Origin of the sequence: Thioalkalivibrio sp. ARh3 (assembly GCF_000377265.1) — a bacterium.
Lineage (GTDB): Bacteria > Pseudomonadota > Gammaproteobacteria > Ectothiorhodospirales > Ectothiorhodospiraceae > Thioalkalivibrio > Thioalkalivibrio thiocyanoxidans.
Map to the genome: position 1 here is coordinate 757,703 of NZ_KB897947.1, position 16,638 is coordinate 774,340.

Genomic DNA, 16,638 nt, shown 5'->3' on the forward strand with positions numbered 1-16,638 from the left:
CCTTTTTCCTTTTCAACGAATTTCGAGAGGTACTCCCATGTCTGTCATCAAGATGACCGATCTCGACCTGAACGGCCGCCGCGTACTGGTGCGCCAGGACCTGAACGTGCCGGTGAAGGGCGGCAAGGTCACCTCCGACGCCCGTATCCGTGCGAGCCTCGAGACCGTGCAGAAGGCGCTGGACGGCGGTGCTGCGGTGATGCTGATGTCCCACCTGGGCCGCCCGACCGAGGGCGAGTTCTCCGAGGAGGATTCCCTGGCCCCGGTTGCCGAGCACATGGCCGGCCTGCTGGGCCGCGAAGTGCGCCTGGTGCGGGATTACCTCGATGGTGTGGACGCCCAGCCGGGTGAGGTCATCCTGCTCGAAAACGTCCGCTTCAACGCCGGCGAGAAGAAGGATGACGAGGCGCTCGCCAAGAAGTATGCGGCCCTGTGCGACGTGTTCGTGATGGATGCCTTCGGCACCGCCCACCGTGCGCAGGCCTCGACCCATGGCGTGGCGAAGTTTGCGCCGCAGGCCTGCGCCGGCCCGCTGCTGGCCAAGGAGCTGGAGGCGCTGGGCAAGGCGCTGGAGACCCCGAAGCGTCCGCTGGTGGCCATCGTGGGTGGCTCCAAGGTTTCGACCAAGCTGACCGTCCTGGAGTCGCTGTCCAATGTGGTGGACCAGCTGATTGTCGGCGGCGGTATCGCGAACACCTTCATCGCCGCCCAGGGCCACGGGGTCGGCAAGTCCCTGTACGAGGCCGATCTGGTCGACGAGTCCAGGCGCCTGATGGAGGCCGCCCGCGCCAAGGGCGGCGAGATCCCGGTGCCGACCGACGTGACCGTGGGCAAGGAATTCTCCGAGTCGACCCCGGCCGAGACCAAGTCCGTGGATGCGGTGGCCGATGACGACATGATCTTCGACGTCGGCCCCGAGACCGCGGCGACCTATGCCGAGGCCCTGCGCAATGCCGGCACCATCGTCTGGAACGGCCCGGTCGGCGTGTTCGAGTTCGACCAGTTCGCCGCCGGCACCAAGGCCCTGGGTGAGGCGATCGCCGAGAGTAATGCGTTCTCCATCGCCGGTGGTGGTGACACCCTGGCCGCGATCGACAAGTACAACCTGGCCGACCGCATCAGCTATATCTCCACCGGTGGCGGTGCCTTCCTCGAGTTCCTGGAAGGCAAGACCCTGCCGGCCGTCGCCATCCTGGAAGAGCGCGCCCGCGGCTGATGCCCGGCGCGCTCTCCGCTGACGGAGAGCGACGCGGATGAGACGTACCAAGATCGTGGCCACCCTCGGGCCGGCCACGGATACCGACGAGGCCATGGAGGCCATCATTCGGGCCGGCGTGGATGTCGTCCGTCTGAACTTCTCCCATGGCGATCCGGACGACCACCGTGCCCGTCTGAAGCGCCTGCGCGCCGCGGCGGGCCGTGTTGGCCGCTGCGTCGGCGTCCTTGGCGATCTCCAGGGCCCGAAGATCCGTATTGACCGCTTTCGCGAAGGCAAGGTCCTGCTGCAGGAAGGCGCGCCGTTCGCGCTGGACGCGGATCTTGATCGCGATGCGGGGGATGAGACCCAGGTCGGGCTGACCTACAAGGAGCTGCCGCAGGACGTCCGCCCCGATGACGTCCTCTTGCTGGACGACGGGCGTATTGTGCTCAAGGTGAGCGCGGTCAACGGCGGGCGGATCGAAACGACCGTCGTGGTCGGGGGCGAGCTGTCCAACAACAAGGGCATCAACCGCCAGGGCGGTGGCCTCTCCGCTCCGGCCATCACCGACAAGGATCGCGAAGACATCCGCCTGGCGGCCGAGCTGCAGGTGGACTACCTGGCGGTCTCCTTCCCTCGCTCGGCACAGGACCTGCACCTGGCGCGCAGCCTGCTGCAGGATGCCGGCTGGGAGGCCGGGGTCTGCGCGAAGATCGAGCGTTCCGAGGCCCTGGACGTGATCGACGAGATCATCGCCGCATCCGAAGTGATCATGATCGCCCGCGGAGACCTGGGCGTGGAGATCGGAGACGCCGAGCTGCCCGGGGTGCAGAAGACCCTGATCTCGCGGGCGCGTACGCTCAATCGTCTGGTGATTACAGCGACCCAGATGATGGAGACCATGATCCAGAACCCGATCCCGACGCGCGCCGAGGTGTTCGATGTCGCCAATGCGGTGCTCGACGGGACGGATGCGGTGATGCTGTCGGGTGAGACCGCGACCGGTCGCTACCCGGACCGTGTGGTCGAGAGCATGCACCGAATCTGCGAGGCTGCCGAGCGCCAGCGCGCCGCACGCCAGTCGGACCATCGCATGGACTCGACCTTTGGCCGCGTGGACGAGGCCATCGCGATGGCTACGATGTACACCGCGAACCACCTGGACGTTGCGGCGATTGCCGCGTTGACCGAATCCGGCGCCACCGCCCTGTGGATGTCGCGTATCAGTTCCGGCATTCCGATCTACGCGCTGACCCAGCACGAGTCCACCAGCCGCCGCATGACACTTTATCGCGGGGTTTATCCGGTCATCATCAGCACTATGCCCCAGAGCCACGAGAGCGTGAACCGTGAGGCGGTCAACTTGCTCCAGGCCGAGGGCGTCGTGCAGGATGGCGGGCTGGTTATCATTACCAAGGGTGATCTGCAGGGCGAACATGGTGGAACGAACGCCATGAAGATCGTGCGCGTTGGCGACGAGCTGTGAACGCGCGACTCCCCCTGGCAAACCCGAGATTTTTCACTACATCAGTCCGATCCCGTTAAGGAGGAACCCATGGCACTGATCTCCCTTCGCCAGCTACTGGACCATGCCGCCGAGCATGGCTACGGCATGCCGGCCTACAACGCGAACAACATGGAACAGGTCCACTCGATCATGGAAGCGGCCGCCGCGGTCGACTCCCCGGTGATCATTCAGGCCTCCGCCGGTGCGCGCAAGTACGCCGGCGAGCCCTTCCTGCGCCACAACATCATCGCCGCCATCGAGCAGTACCCGGACATCCCGGTCGTGCTGCATCAGGACCACGGTTCCGAGCCGGCGGTCTGCCTGCGCTCCATCCAGTCCGGCTTCAGCTCGGTGATGATGGACGGCTCGCTGATGCCCGACATGAAGACCCCGGCCAGCTACGACTACAACCGTGACGTGACCGCCAAGGTCGCCGAGATGGCGCACTCCTGCGGCGTGTCCGTGGAAGGCGAGCTGGGCTGCCTGGGTTCGCTGGAAACCGGCATGGCCGGCGAGGAAGACGGCTCCGGTGCCGAGGGCAAGCTGTCCCACGACCAGCTGCTGACCGACCCGGACGAGGCCGCCGACTTCGTGAAGAACACCAAGTGCGATGCCCTGGCGATCGCCATCGGTACGTCTCACGGCGCCTACAAGTTCACCCGTCCGCCGACCGGTGACATCCTGGCCATCGAGCGCATCAAGGAGATTCATAACCGCATCCCGGATACGCATCTGGTCATGCACGGTTCTTCCTCGGTGCCGCAGGAGTGGCTGGAGATCATCAACAACTACGGCGGCGACATGGGCGAGACCTATGGCGTGCCGGTTGAAGAGATCCAGGAAGGCATCAAGCACGGCGTGCGCAAGGTCAACATCGACACCGACCTGCGCATGGCCTCCACCGGCGCGGTGCGCAAGTTCCTCGCGGAAAACCCGAAGGAATTCGACCCGCGCAAATTCCTGAAGGCCTCCACCGCGGCCATGAAGGACATCTGCCAGGCCCGTTACGAGGCCTTCGGTTGCGCCGGCATGGCGTCCAAGATCAAGCCGATCTCGCTGGACGACATGGTCGCTCGCTACAAGAGCGGCGAGCTGGATCCGAAGGTCAACTGATCTGCGGATCGCAGCACGGAAAAGGGGGCTTCGGCCCCCTTTTTTTATGCGATGATGTCGCCCACCGAACCATCCGGAGCGTTCATCCAATGCCGCGACTGATCCACTTTTGTCTGACGGTTCTGGTGGTGGCTGCCCTGTCCGCGACCGCCCACGCAAACCCGTTCAGCCGCGAGGTTGATCCGCAGGACGTTGTCGATCGGGCGAAGGTCACGCTGGAGCGTCTCGCCACACACCCCGAATACGAGCACCTCAAGGAAGACCTGCGCACCGCCCGCGGTGTCGTTATCTTCCCGCGTATCGCTCGTGGTGCCTTCCTGGTGGGCGGCTCCGGAGGCCTGGGGGTGTTCCTGGCCTGGGACGAGGACAAGGGTGACTACTCCCCGGTCGCCTTCTACTCCATGGGGTCCGTGAGCTTCGGCATGCAGTTCGGCGGTGACGCCGCCGAGGTGGTGATGGTCGCGCGTACCCAGGATGCGGTCGACTCGATGTTCGGTTCGGCCATCCGCCTCGGGGCCGATGCCTCCGTCGCCGCCGGGCCGGTAGGGGCCGGGCGCGGGTCCACACCAACCGCGGACTTCCTGTCCTATTCGCGCGCGCGAGGGGCCTATCTGGGCATGAGCTTCTCCGGCTCGCGCCTGACCGTACGCGACGATTTCAACGAGGCGTACTACGGCGAGGCGCAGCGACCGGTGCACATCATCGAGAGCCGCCGCGTGGATCACGCCGGGACGCGCGAGCTGCGCGACCTGCTGGCCTCGTTCCGTCAGTCCGAAGAGGCCGCAGAACCCGGTGCCGGGGACGGTGACATGCGCCCGGATCAGACCCTGGACGAGGTCACGCCGGGCGAAGGCGGCATCCGCCAGGACGACTTCCAGGTCGAGAGCTTCTGAGTCGCATCCTCCGGGGTTATCCCCTCCGGCAGCGAGAGGATGGGCGCGGGGGTGTGCCGGGCCAGTGCGCTCGCGTTGTCCAGCAGGGGGTCGGCATCGGCGCGGCGCCGGTTGAGCACGATCCCGGCCAGTTGCAGGCCACGCCGTTCCAGGGCCTCCAGCGTCAGCAGACAGGTGTTCAGAACGCCCAGCCGGTCCTCGGCGACCAGCAGCACCGGAAGGCCCAGCGCCTGCGCCAGATCGGCGTTCAGGCCATCGCTGCACAGCGGCGAATAGAACCCGCCCGCGCCCTCCACCAGCCGGGGGGCATCGCCCGGTGCCTCGCAGGCCCGGGCCAGTTCTGCGACCGTCAGCTGCACACCCTGGCGCGCAGCGGCCTGATCGGGTGCCAGTGCATCGGGGAACCGCCAGGGCGTCACCTGCTCCACGGCGCTCGCAGAAAGCCCGGCCGCTGCGGTCAGCGCTGCGCCATCCTCGGGGAACAGCACGCCGTCGCGTTCCGGACAGCCGGATTCCACCGGCTTGCGCGGCTGTGGAGACAGGCCCTCGGCGCGCCAGGCCGCCAGCAGGGCACAGCCGACAAAGGTCTTGCCGACCGCGGTATCGCTCCCGGTAACGAACAGGCCCTGTGGCACGTCGCTCATGCGTCGCGGGTCAGCCGTTCCAGGGCCTCGCGGTAGCGCGCGGCCGTCTGGTCGGCGACCTCGGCCGGCAGCTCGGGTCCGGGGGCGGTCTTGTCCCAGTCCAGGGTCTCGAGATAATCGCGCACGTACTGCTTGTCGAAGGACTCGGGGCTGCGGCCTGGCGCATATTGATCGGCCGGCCAGAAGCGCGAGGAATCGGGCGTGAGGACTTCGTCGATCAGGTGCAGGGCCCCGTTCGCGTCCACCCCGAACTCGAATTTGGTATCGGCGATGATGATCCCGCGCTCGGCCGCGTAGTCGCGCGCCATCGCGTAGATCGCCAGTGCGGCGTCGCGTACCTGTCGGGCCTGTTCCTCGCCGATCGTGTCCACCACGGTCGCGAAGTCGATGTTCGCGTCATGATCGCCGACCGCCGCCTTGGTGCTGGGGGTGAAGATCGCCTCCGGCAGCTTCGAGGCCAGTTCCAGACCAGTGGGTAGCGGGATGCCGCAGACCGCGCCGCTGGCCTGGTAGTCCTTCCAGCCGGACCCGATCAGGTAGCCGCGCACCACGGCCTCCACCGGCAGCGCCTCGAGCCGGCGAATCACCAGACTGCGGCCCTCCAACGGTGCCCGGATCGCCGGGTCGGGGACCACCTGCTCCAGCGGGATGTCGGTCAGCTGGTTGGGGATGCCCAGCTCGCGTTCCACCTTGTGCATCCAGAACTCGGTAATCGCGGTCAGCATGCGCCCCTTGCCCGGAATGGGGGTGGGCAGGATCACGTCAAAGGCCGACAGGCGGTCGGTGGTGACCATCAGCCAGTGGTCGGCATCGATCGCGTACAGGTCGCGCACCTTGCCGCGATGGACCAGTTCGAGATCGGGGATTTGGCTTTCCAGCAGGGCGTCGCTCATCAGTGCTTCCGTTCGGTCGGCTTGTGGTCAGTCGTCTGGCAGTTCGGCGATCAGGTCGTGCTCGTCGGTGTCGGTGATCGCGACCTCGATGAAGTCCCCGATATCCACCGACTCCGGGTCGACCCCGGCCACGCGAATCACGCCGTCGATCTCCGGGGCTTCCGCGGCCGAGCGGGCAATCACGGTCCCGTCCGCGTGCACCTCGTCGACCAGCACCACCGGCTGGCTGCCGATCCGGCGGCGCAGACGCTCGGCGCTGATCCGGGCCTGCACGTCCATGAAGCGCGCCAGGCGCTCCTCGCGCACGGCCTCCGGCACCGGGTCCGGCAGGTCGTTGGCCGCCGCGCCCTCCACCGGCGAGTAGGCAAAGGCCCCGACGCGGTCGAGCTGCGCCTCGCGCAGGAACTCCAGCAGGGTCTCGAACTCGGCCTCGGTCTCGCCCGGAAAGCCCACGATAAAGGTCGAGCGCAGGGTCAGGTCGGGGACCTGCTCGCGCCAGCCCGCAATGCGTTCCAGCACGCGCTCGGCGGCGGCCGGGCGGCGCATCGCCTTGAGTACCCGGGGGTGGCCATGCTGCAGCGGCATGTCCAGATACGGCAGGATCCCGCCGTCCTCGCCCGAACCCATCAGCGGGATCAGCCGATCCACATGCGGGTAGGGGTAGACATAGTGCAGGCGCACCCAGATGCCGAGCTGGCCCAGCGCCTCGGCCAGGCGGGCGATGTCGGAGCGGACCGGGCGCCCGCCATGGAAGCCGGTGCGGTACTTCACGTCCACGCCATACGCCGAGGTGTCCTGCGAGATCACCAGGATCTCGCGCACGCCGGCCGCGGCCAGGCGTTCCGCCTCGGCCAGTACCTCGCCGATCGGGCGGCTGACCAGGTCGCCACGCAGGCTGGGGATGATGCAGAAGCTGCAGCGGTGGTTGCAGCCCTCGGAGATCTTCAGGTAGGCGTAGTGGCGCGGGGTCAGGCGGATGCCCTGCGGCGGCACCAGTGACTCGAACGGGGTCGCCGGCGGCGGCAGGTGTTCGTGCACCGCGCCGACGACTTCCTCGTAGGCATGCGGCCCGGTGACCGCGAGCACACCCGGGTGGGTCTCGTGGATGCGTTCGGCATCCTTGCCCAGACAGCCGGTGACGATTACCCGGCCGTTGGCATCCAGGGCCTCGCCGATCGCGTCCAGGGATTCGGCCACCGCATCGTCGATAAAGCCGCAGGTATTGACCACGACCAGGTCCGCGCCGTCGTAGTCGGCGGCGATCTCGTAGCCCTCGGCGCGCAGGCGCGTGAGGATCTGCTCGGAGTCCACCAGGGCCTTCGGGCAGCCGAGGCTGACAAAGCCCACGCGCTGCGCGCTGTCAGGGGACGGGGTGTTGCTTTTGTTCACAGTGCGTTATCGCCTTCTGGGGGTTGCTCCAGGCGCGCCGAAACCCGGGCGCGCGGGCTGGTTTTTACCCAGATTGTTCTTTTGGTTTAACGGGTTGCGTAGGCCGGTCGCCGATCAAGGGCCGACTCCGGTGTGTCCCGTGGCCCCTTGGTTGGCAGCCGCTGACAATTCGTCCACAAGGTTATCCACAAGCCGCCCTGGGCCCCTCGAAGGGGCGGGGTCTTCAAGGACTTGCGTCCGCGAGACCCGCAACTCGCCCTCCAGGGCGGACCTTGCAACGCCCCCGGGAAGGCGGCTATGCTATCGCACTTTTCGCCAGAACACGCGTGAGCCGACCATGAAAGCCGACATTCATCCGAACTACCACAACGTCAAGGTCATCTGCAGCTGCGGTGCGCAGTTCGAGACCCGCTCCACCCTCTCGAAGGACGAGATGCATTTGGACGTGTGCTCGCAGTGCCATCCGTTCTACACCGGCAAGCAGAAGATCGTTGACACCGCCGGTCAGGTCGACAAGTTCAACCGCCGCTTCGCATTCTAAAGTGCGTTCGCGCCTGATGGCGCGAGGCGGGTTCTGGCGGGGCGTCCAGTGGATGCTCGCGCCACTCAACGAGGGCGTCCTGCGGGGCGCCCTCGCTTGTTTGGTCGCGCTGTCGGTGTGGCTGTTCGCCCCGGGGGCAGCGGCGCAGTGTGCGCTGGAGGACCACGACTCCCGCGATCTGCAGCGCGTGACGGTCGAGCGCGTCTGGGCGCCGGATGCCCTGGAGCTGGAAGACGGGCGACACATCCGCCTGCTGGGGCTGGCGCCGGCGGCTGCGCGCCCGTCGGTGGCGCCACACCTGCTGCCGGTCGGCTTCGGGCTGGACCTGCATGGCGCGTTGACGGAGCACCTGCGCAGCGCCGAGCACCGCCTGGTGCTGTTGCCGGGGCGTCCGGCCCGCGACGTCTACGGGCATCTGCGCATGCATGCCTGGATCGACGACGGTCCGCTCCTGGCGGCCAGCCTGATCGGGCAGGGCCTGGCGATGCCGCGTCCGGGGCCGGAACCGGGACCCCTGGACGAGTGCTACTACGGGGCCGAGGCCGCGGCGCGCGAGGAATCGCGTGGGCTCTGGCTGGAGCGGCCAGCGGCCTTCCCGGTTGGCTGGCTGGCCCCCCCGCGCGAGCGCTCGCAGGGCCGGCTGCGGGTCCAGGGCGACGTGATCGACGTGCGGGTGCGCGAGCCGCACTGGGTCCTGGTGCTGGACGGCCCGGTGGACCTGCTGATCTCCGGGGATGATCGTGAGTTTTTCGAGGATCTGGAACCACGCTCACTGCTGGGAAACACCGTGGTCGCCCGCGGTGCAGTGTATCCTTGGAGGGAGCGAGGGCGGATGCGTATCCGCCACCCCCTTGATCTCGAGGTGATCGATCCATGAACGCCCTGTCCCGCCTGTTTCCCCGTCGCTGGGCGGCGCTGGCCCTGACGCTGCTGATCGGCGCGGGCCTGGCCGTCGCGCTGCCGGGGTGCACCACCAACCCGGTCACCGGGCGCTCGCAGCTGATGCTGGTCTCCGAGAATCAGGCGATCGACGCCTCGCGTACCGCCTATGTGGAGATGCTCGCCCCGGCGCGCGAGGAGGGGCGGGTGGATGCCGACCCCGAGATGACCGCGCGCGTGCAGCAGATTACCGAGCGCGTGGTGGCACAGGCGGTCAAGTATCGCCCCGAGACCGCCGACTGGGAGTGGGAGATTCGGGTGATCGAGGCACCGGACACGGTCAACGCCTTCGCCATGGCCGGTGGCAAGATGGCGATCTACTCCGGCATCATCGAGCAGCTGGAGCTGACCGACGACGAGCTGGCGCAGATCATCGGCCACGAGATCGCGCATGCACTGTCCGCGCACACGGCCGAGAAGATGTCGGTGGCCCTGGCCAGCAATCTCGCGGTGGCGGGCTACGCGATGACGGGTGACCGCTCGCCCGTGGCGCTGACCGGCGCCGCCCTGGGGGCCGCGCTCGCGGTGCAGCTGCCGCACAGCCGCCGGATGGAGGCGGAGGCCGACCGCATCGGGATCGAACTGGCGGCGCGGGCCGGTTATGATCCGGACGCAGCCGCGAGCCTGTGGCGCAAGATGGCGGAGCAGGCCAACGGACGCCATCCGGTGTTTCTGAGCACGCACCCGGCGCCCGAGTCGCGTCAGCGCGACCTGACCCGCATGGCCGACGAGTTCCGGCCGCTGTACGAACAGGCCCGGGGCTCCTCGGTCCCAACCCACCCGGTCAACTGACGGGTTACGCGGGCGGCTGGATCGGCCCCGTAACCCCGCTGCATTCTGACAGTCACTGCTTGAAAGGCCCCGCAACTCCATGTCCAACGATTTCACCCAGCGCGCGCTGGATTACCACGAACAGCAGCCGGCCGGGAAACTGGCCATCCATATCACCAAGCCCACGGCGACCCAGGATGATCTCTCCCTGGCGTATTCGCCGGGCGTGGCCGCGCCGGTGCGCGCGATTGCCTCCGATCCGGAGCTGGCCTACCGCTATACCGGCAAGGGCAACCTGGTCGCGGTGATCACCGATGGCACGGCGGTGCTGGGACTGGGCAATGTCGGCGCGCTGGCAGCCAAGCCGGTGATGGAGGGCAAGGGCGTGCTGTTCAAGGCCTTCGCCAATATCGACGTCTACGACATCGAGGTGGATGCGCCGCAGCCGGAGGACTTCATCAACACCGTGGCCCGCATTGCCGGGGGCTTTGGCGGGATCAACCTCGAGGATATCGCCGCGCCGCACTGCTTCGAGATCGAGCGCCGCCTGTCCGAGCGCCTGGATATCCCCGTCTTCCACGACGACCAGCACGGCACGGCGGTCATTACCGCGGCCGGTCTGGTGAACGCCCTGGAGATCCAGGGCAAGAAGCTCAGTGATGCGAAGATCGTCTGTGTTGGTGCCGGTGCGGCCGGCATCGCCTCCATGCAACTGCTGCTGCGCCTGGGGGCGAGCAAGAAGAACCTGTTCATGGTGGACCGCAAGGGCGTGATCCACAGCCAGCGCAACGACCTGAACGAATACAAGCAGATCTTCGCCGTCGATACCGAGGCACGCACGCTGGAGGACGCCTGCGAGGGTGCGGATGTCTTCATCGGGCTGTCGGGTCCCGATCTGCTGACACCCGAGATGCTGAAGTCCATGGCGCCGAAGCCGGTGATCTTCGCGCTGTCCAACCCGGACCCGGAGATCCGTCCGGAACTCGCGCACGAGACGCGCGACGACCTGATCATGGCGACAGGCCGCTCGGACTACCCCAACCAGGTCAACAACGTGCTGGGCTTCCCGTTCATCTTCCGCGGTGCGCTGGATGTGCGCGCGCGCCGGATCAATGACGAGATGCTGGTCGCGGCCGTGCATGCGCTGGCCGCGCTGGCCCGCGAGCCGATCCCGCAGGCCGTGCTGGACGCCTATGGCCTGGAGGCACTCGAGTTTGGTCCGCACTACATCCTGCCGACCCCGTTCGATCCGCGCCTGATCGATACTGTGCCGCAGGCGGTCGCGCAGGCCGCGCGCGACAGCGGGGTGGCGCGTCGCTAAGGAAACGCTGATTGATCAGCGTTTCTCCAAACTCCACCTCCGTCAGACGAGGGAAGCATGCAGAAAATCGCCATCATCGGAGCCGGACGCGTCGGCGAATCCACCGCCCAGTTCCTGGCCCGGCGCGATGTCGCCCGCGAGATCGCGTTGCTGGACGTGCGCGAGGGGGCGGCGGCCGGTGCGGCGCTGGACATCCAGGAGACCGCACCCCTGCTGCGCTTCGATACGCGCCTGGTCGGTAGTCACGAACCCTCGGTGATCGCTGGCGCGGAACTGGTGATCGTCACGGCCGGGCTGCCGCGCAAGCCGGGCATGTCGCGCTCCGATGTCCTGGACAAGAACGTCGAGATCCTCGACCAGATCCTGCAGGACATCCTCGTCCATGCGCCGCAGAGCCGCATCCTGGTCGTGTCCAACCCGGTGGACGTGCTGACCTACCGCGCCTGGCAGAAGACCGGCTGGAGTCGCGACCGGATCTTCGGGCAGGCCGGGGTGCTGGATACCTCGCGCATGGAGGCCTTCATCGCCCTGGAGACGGGGCTGTCCACCCACGACATCCAGGCCCTGGTCCTGGGTGGTCATGGCGATGCGATGGTGCCGCTGTTGCGCTATTCCAGTGTCAACGGCGTGCCGCTGCACCACTTCATGGACCAGGCGACGCTCGACAACATCGTCGAGCGTACCCGCCACGGGGGTGCCGAGATCCTTGCCCTGAAACAGACCTCCAGCGCCTATGGCGCGCCCGCAGCGGCCATCGCCGAGATGGTCGAGGCGATCGCCGTGGATCGCCGGCGCGTGCTGCCGACCGTGGCCCTGCTGGAGGGTGAGTACGGGGAACGCGATGTGGCCATGGGTGTGCCCTGCATCCTTGGCCAGGGCGGCATGGAACGGGTGATCGAGCTGGAACTGGACGCGGATGAACGCGCGGCCTTCGACCAGTCCATCGCCGGGGTGCGCAAGGACCTTGAGCGCCTGCACTGAGTCGCGCCCGGGGCTGCCGTGCCCGACCCTGACGCTGGTCGACTCCAGCATCTTTGTCTTTCGTGCCTGGTTCGCGCGCGGCCTGGACCTGGATCCGCTCGGGCGGCCGGGAGGGGCCGTGCACGGGCTGGTGCATTCGCTCTGCCAGTGGCTGCCCGCCTGCGCCCCGGGTCCGATCGCCTTTTGTTTCGACGAGAGCCTGCGCCGGGGCTTTCGCCACCGGCTCGACCCCACCTACAAGGCCCACCGCCCGCCGGCGCCACCGGAGCTGCGCGAGCAGTTCGCGCGTATCCGGGAGCTGCTTGGTCAACTCGGCTTCCGGACCCTGGCCCATCCCGAGTACGAGGCCGACGACCTGATCGCCAGCCTGGCGCGTGTCGGCCGGGCCGCGGGCTGTCGCATCGAGGTCAAGAGCGCGGACAAGGACCTGACCCAGGTCATCCTCGGTGACCAGGACCGGATGCATGATCCGGAGCGCGGGACCGCGCTGGATCGCCGTGCGATCGAGAAGCGCTTTCGCATCCGTCCGGAACAGGTTGCGGACATGCTCGCCCTGGCGGGCGATGCCAGCGACAACATCCCGGGTATCGAGGGCGTGGGCCCCAGGACCGCGGCGCGGATCCTGCGCCGCCTGGGCGATCTGGACACAGTGCTGGCCGAACCGCAGGCCGTGGCGCGTTGCAATATCCGCCGCGCTGATGTCGTGGCCGCGCGCATTGCCGAGCAGTCGGACCGGCTGCGCCTGTCGCGCCGCCTGACCGGGCTGGCGGACCGCATCCCCGACCTGCCGGGGCTCGAGGCCCTGCACCCCACCGGACCGAAACCCGATGCCGCGCGCTGGCTCGCGGAACTCGGGGTGGCGCGCGATTATCATGGTCGCCTGCTGGCGGCCGCCGGTGCCTGGCGGTCCACGACCCCGGAGATTGCATGAGCCCACGTTCCCTTCTCTACGCCATCCTTGCCGCGGGCCTGGTGTGGCTGCTGCTGATCAGTGCGCCGGTACAGGCGCATCCGCATGCCTGGATCGACCTGGAGATCACGCTGGAGCGCGATGGCGAGGGGCGCATCACCCACATGCTGCACCGCTGGCGCTTCGACCCGACCTACGGGCAGTACCTCTACGAGGATGCCCTGGCGCATCAGGAGGGCGCGACCGAAGAGGAGAAGCTGCAGGCGCTGGCCCGCGAGATCCTCGGCAACCTCGAGGAATACGAGTGGTACAGCCATGTCGAGGCCGGCGGGCGCGAGATGGGCGTCGCTGCCGAGCCCGATCCCTCGATGCGCATGGAAGAGGGGCTGCTGTTCTTCCGTTTCCGACTGGCGCTGGACGAGCCAGTCGATGTGGGTTCCGAGACCCTGACGTACAAGGTCTACGACCCGACCTATTTCATCGAGCTTCTGCACGAGGAGCCGGCCGGTACGCGCATCGTCGAGGCCGACGGGCTCGCGGCCGCGGGCTGCAGCGCGGAGCTGGAGCGCCCCCGCCCGGATCCTCAGCTCGTCGCCAAGGCCATGATGCTCGATTACGGCGCCACCGTGGACTACGACCTGGGCCGCCATTTCGCCGAGCGCGTGACCGTGCGCTGCGATTGATGCACCGAATCGTTTTGTTCCACAAGCCTTGGGGTGTGCTGCCGCAGTTCACCGACCCGGAAGGGCGCCCCACGCTGGCGGATTACATCGACATCCCCGGGGTCTACCCGGCCGGGCGCCTGGATCGCGACAGCGAGGGGCTGATGGTGCTGACCGACGACGGGCGCCTGAATGCGCGGCTGACCCAGCCGCGCCACAAGACCAGCAAGACCTACTGGGTACAGGTGGAGGGCGAGCCCGATGACGCCGCGCTGGAGGCCCTGCGCACCGGGGTGGAGCTGAAGGACGGCCGCACGCAGCCGGCGAAGGTCGAGCGCATGGCCCCGCCCGACCTGCCGGAGCGCGATCCGCCTGTACGCTTTCGCAAGTCCGTCCCGACCACCTGGCTCGCGCTGACCCTGCACGAGGGCCGCAACCGCCAGGTGCGGCGCATGACCGCCGCGGTGGGGTATCCGACCCTGCGCCTGGTGCGCTACCGGGTGGCCTCCTGGACCCTGGACGGCCTGGAACGCGGCGCCTTTTCCGTGATCGAACGCGGGTGATGCCGACTGCCGGTGGCCTGTCGGCGGACCCGGGGATTATCTGGGAATGCGGCCGGTACGGTGCGAAATCACCACAAAACCATTGCGCCCGCCACAGGTCGTGCGGAATATGAACGGATCAGACAAGCGAGAACGCAACCCGATGCGCCTGCCCAGGATACTCACCACGGGTCTGACCGGTCTGGTCATGGCCTTCGCCGCCGGCGCCCCGGCGGCTAACCCGGCCCCGACCGGGATGGTCTTCGAACGCAGCCTGTTCCTGCATGCCGAACGCGCCCTGAGCCGTGGCGACATGACGGCCTATCGCAATGCCCGCAGCACGCTCGAGGGCTATCCGCTGACGCCCTATCTGGATCATCGCGAACTGGCGCGCGACCTGGGCCGCGCGGACCCCGATGCGGTGCGCGCCTTTATTGAGGAGCACGACGACACCCCGCTGGCCGGCCAGCTGCGCAGCAATTACCTCTCCTATCTGGCCCGCGAAGAGGCCTGGTCGCGGTATCTCGACTTCGCCGACGACGGGCGCGATCTCTCCGTGACGCAGGATTGCCAGCGGCGCAAGGCACTGATCGAGACCGGTGACACCTCCGCGGCGATCGAGGACATGGACTCCATCTGGCTGCACGGCCAGTCCCGTCCCAGTGCCTGTGATCCGGCGCTCAAGGCCTGGCGCGAGGCCGGCGGGCTGACCGACGAGCTCGCCTGGGAGCGTTTTGCCCTGGCGATGCAGGCGCGCCAGACCGGGCTCGCCCGCTACCTGCGTCGCTACCTGGCGAGCGCCGATCGCGACTGGGCGGAGCGCTGGCTGGAGCTCGAGTCGCGCCCGGCGCGGGTGGTCGAGGTCGACTTCCGCGCGGACGATCACCGCTCGGCCGAAGCGATGCTGGAGCAGGCGTTCAAGCGCTGGATTCCGCAGGACCTGGATGCGGCACTGAAGGGCTGGGAGGAACGCGGCAAACGTCTGGGCTTCCCGGCCGAGACCGCCCGCGAGATCGAACATGCGCTCGCGCTGCGCCTCGCTCTGCGTTTCCGCTCCGAGACGCTGGAGTTCATGGAGGGGCTGGACGCGGAGGTCTTCGACGACCAGCTCCGCCAGTGGCAGGTGCGTGCTGCCCTCCATGGCCGCGACTGGGAGACGGTCAAAAGCGCGATCCGGTCCATGAGCCGAGATGCCCGCGAAGAGACCGCCTGGCAGTACTGGTACGCGCGGGCGCTGGAGCAGCTGGACGATGCCGACGAGGCGCGCTTCTTCTACGAGCGGGCGGCGCGCGAGCGCAACTTCCACGGGTTCCTGGCCGCCGACCGTCTGGGTCAGCCCTACCGGATCGGGCACCAGCCCCTGCAGCTGGCCAACGACGCGCGCGAATCCATCATGGACCGCCCATCCATGCAGCGCATGCGCGAACTGGTGGCGCTGGATCGCTATGCCGAAGCGCGCCGTGAGTGGACCCGCACGGTGGCCAACATGGAGCCGCCCGAGCTCGAGGCCGCGGCCGCCGAGTTTGCCGACTGGAACTGGTACGACCGCGCGATCTTTACCATTGCGCGGGCCCGCAATTGGGACGATATCGAGCTGCGCTTCCCGCTGGCCTTCGATTCCGTGATCGTCCCGGGCGCGGAGAAACAGGGCATCGACCCGGCCTGGGCGATGGCGATTGCCCGCCAGGAGAGCGCCTTTCTGCATGACGTGCGCTCCGGGGCCGGTGCGTTGGGGGTGATGCAGGTCATGCCGGCGACCGGGCGCTCGATCGCCTCCAGCGCCGGGGTCCGGGTCAACTCCGATTGGGACATCCTCGACCCGGCGACCAATGCGAAGCTGGGTACCTATTACCTGCGGCGTAACCTGGACCGCTTTGGCGGGCACAGCCTGCTGTCCACGGCGGCCTACAACGCCGGGGCGCATCGCGTGCGCTCCTGGCTGCCGGACGACGGCGAGATGGACGCCGATATCTGGGCCGAGCTGATCCCGTTCTCGGAGACGCGCGATTACGTGCGCCGGGTGTATGCCTACCAGATCGTCTATGCGGTGCGTCTGGGGCAGGACCCGCCGTCGCTGTCGCAGGTGCTGTTCCCGGTGACGCCGGAATCCAAGCTCGCGGCGAGCCGCGAGGATCACCTCCGGGCACTGCGCAACATGCGCGAGGACCTCGCGCTCGGCCGCGCCTTCTGCGACGCGCCCGGTTACACCGAAAACGCCTGCTGACGGGCTGGGGCATCTTCACACGCTGAGGCTGGGCCTGGTTCGCCCTTCGGTGTTTACGGTGGCTTCGGCTGGCCGCCTGCCATGCGCTGTCTCGCCAGCGCGCCGCGAGG

16 protein-coding genes are annotated in these 16,638 nt (G+C 67.9%); 13 read left to right on the forward strand and 3 right to left on the reverse strand.

Annotated elements, in window-relative coordinates; translation table 11 throughout:
• Positions 1–37 precede the first annotated feature (37 nt).
• The 4 genes from C995_RS0103585 (at position 38) to C995_RS0103600 (ending at position 4,711) form a co-directional block, all read left to right on the forward strand.
• Positions 38–1,216, forward strand: a complete 1,179-nt coding sequence (locus C995_RS0103585) for a phosphoglycerate kinase (protein WP_018863633.1) — start codon at positions 38–40, stop codon at positions 1,214–1,216.
• 37 nt (positions 1,217–1,253) lie between these two features.
• Positions 1,254–2,684, forward strand: coding sequence for a pyruvate kinase (pyk, locus tag C995_RS0103590; protein WP_018863634.1), 1,431 nt, complete (start codon positions 1,254–1,256; stop codon positions 2,682–2,684).
• Between the two features lie 69 nt (positions 2,685–2,753).
• Positions 2,754–3,818, forward strand: a complete 1,065-nt coding sequence (fba, locus tag C995_RS0103595) for a class II fructose-bisphosphate aldolase (RefSeq protein WP_018863635.1) — start codon at positions 2,754–2,756, stop codon at positions 3,816–3,818.
• 89 nt (positions 3,819–3,907) lie between these two features.
• On the forward strand, positions 3,908–4,711 hold the full coding sequence (locus C995_RS0103600; RefSeq protein ID WP_018863636.1) for a lipid-binding SYLF domain-containing protein: 804 nt from the start codon (positions 3,908–3,910) through the stop codon (positions 4,709–4,711).
• Here C995_RS0103600 and bioD read toward each other — a convergent pair.
• The 3 genes from bioD to rimO are packed head-to-tail and all read right to left on the reverse strand — an operon-like array spanning position 4,639 to position 7,637.
• Positions 4,639–5,355 carry a dethiobiotin synthase gene (bioD, locus tag C995_RS0103605; protein ID WP_018863637.1) on the reverse strand — a complete coding sequence of 239 codons (717 nt, stop codon included), beginning with the start codon at positions 5,353–5,355 and terminating at the stop codon, positions 4,639–4,641. The genes C995_RS0103600 and bioD overlap by 73 nt on opposite strands.
• The gene (locus tag C995_RS0103610) at positions 5,352–6,248 is read right to left on the reverse strand and encodes a phosphoribosylaminoimidazolesuccinocarboxamide synthase (protein WP_018863638.1); all 897 of its coding nucleotides are present in this window, start codon (positions 6,246–6,248) and stop codon (positions 5,352–5,354) included. The genes bioD and C995_RS0103610 overlap by 4 nt, the downstream gene beginning before the upstream one ends.
• 27 nt (positions 6,249–6,275) lie before the next feature.
• Positions 6,276–7,637: a 30S ribosomal protein S12 methylthiotransferase RimO gene (rimO, locus tag C995_RS0103615; protein ID WP_018863639.1), complete on the reverse strand. Its 1,362-nt coding sequence runs from the start codon at positions 7,635–7,637 to the stop codon at positions 6,276–6,278.
• A gap of 337 nt (positions 7,638–7,974) precedes the next feature.
• Between rimO and rpmE the strand changes: the two genes are divergently transcribed.
• The 9 genes from rpmE (at position 7,975) to C995_RS0103660 (ending at position 16,528) form a co-directional block, all read left to right on the forward strand.
• Positions 7,975–8,178, forward strand: coding sequence for a 50S ribosomal protein L31 (gene rpmE / locus C995_RS0103620; protein ID WP_018138118.1), 204 nt, complete (start codon positions 7,975–7,977; stop codon positions 8,176–8,178).
• Positions 8,179–8,278: 100 nt separating this feature from the next.
• Positions 8,279–9,055, forward strand: a complete 777-nt coding sequence (locus tag C995_RS0103625; protein WP_018863640.1) for a thermonuclease family protein — start codon at positions 8,279–8,281, stop codon at positions 9,053–9,055.
• Positions 9,052–9,909, forward strand: a complete 858-nt coding sequence (locus tag C995_RS0103630; protein ID WP_018863641.1) for a M48 family metallopeptidase — start codon at positions 9,052–9,054, stop codon at positions 9,907–9,909. Before C995_RS0103625 ends, C995_RS0103630 begins: the two co-directional genes overlap by 4 nt.
• Before the next feature lie 79 nt (positions 9,910–9,988).
• Entirely contained in the window at positions 9,989–11,209 is a 1,221-nt protein-coding gene (locus C995_RS0103635) for a malic enzyme-like NAD(P)-binding protein (protein ID WP_018863642.1), read from the forward strand.
• Between the two features lie 57 nt (positions 11,210–11,266).
• The gene (gene mdh / locus C995_RS0103640) at positions 11,267–12,190 is read left to right on the forward strand and encodes a malate dehydrogenase (RefSeq protein WP_018138114.1); all 924 of its coding nucleotides are present in this window, start codon (positions 11,267–11,269) and stop codon (positions 12,188–12,190) included.
• Positions 12,174–13,121 (forward strand): 5'-3' exonuclease H3TH domain-containing protein, encoded by a 948-nt coding sequence (locus tag C995_RS0103645; RefSeq protein ID WP_018863643.1) that lies wholly within the window; start codon positions 12,174–12,176, stop codon positions 13,119–13,121. Before mdh ends, C995_RS0103645 begins: the two co-directional genes overlap by 17 nt.
• Entirely contained in the window at positions 13,118–13,783 is a 666-nt protein-coding gene (locus tag C995_RS0103650) for a DUF1007 family protein (protein WP_018863644.1), read from the forward strand. Before C995_RS0103645 ends, C995_RS0103650 begins: the two co-directional genes overlap by 4 nt.
• The gene (locus tag C995_RS0103655) at positions 13,783–14,325 is read left to right on the forward strand and encodes a pseudouridine synthase (RefSeq protein WP_026278924.1); all 543 of its coding nucleotides are present in this window, start codon (positions 13,783–13,785) and stop codon (positions 14,323–14,325) included. The genes C995_RS0103650 and C995_RS0103655 overlap by 1 nt, the downstream gene beginning before the upstream one ends.
• A gap of 142 nt (positions 14,326–14,467) precedes the next feature.
• Entirely contained in the window at positions 14,468–16,528 is a 2,061-nt protein-coding gene (locus tag C995_RS0103660) for a transglycosylase SLT domain-containing protein (RefSeq protein WP_018863646.1), read from the forward strand.
• The last annotated feature ends 110 nt before the right edge of the window (positions 16,529–16,638 follow it).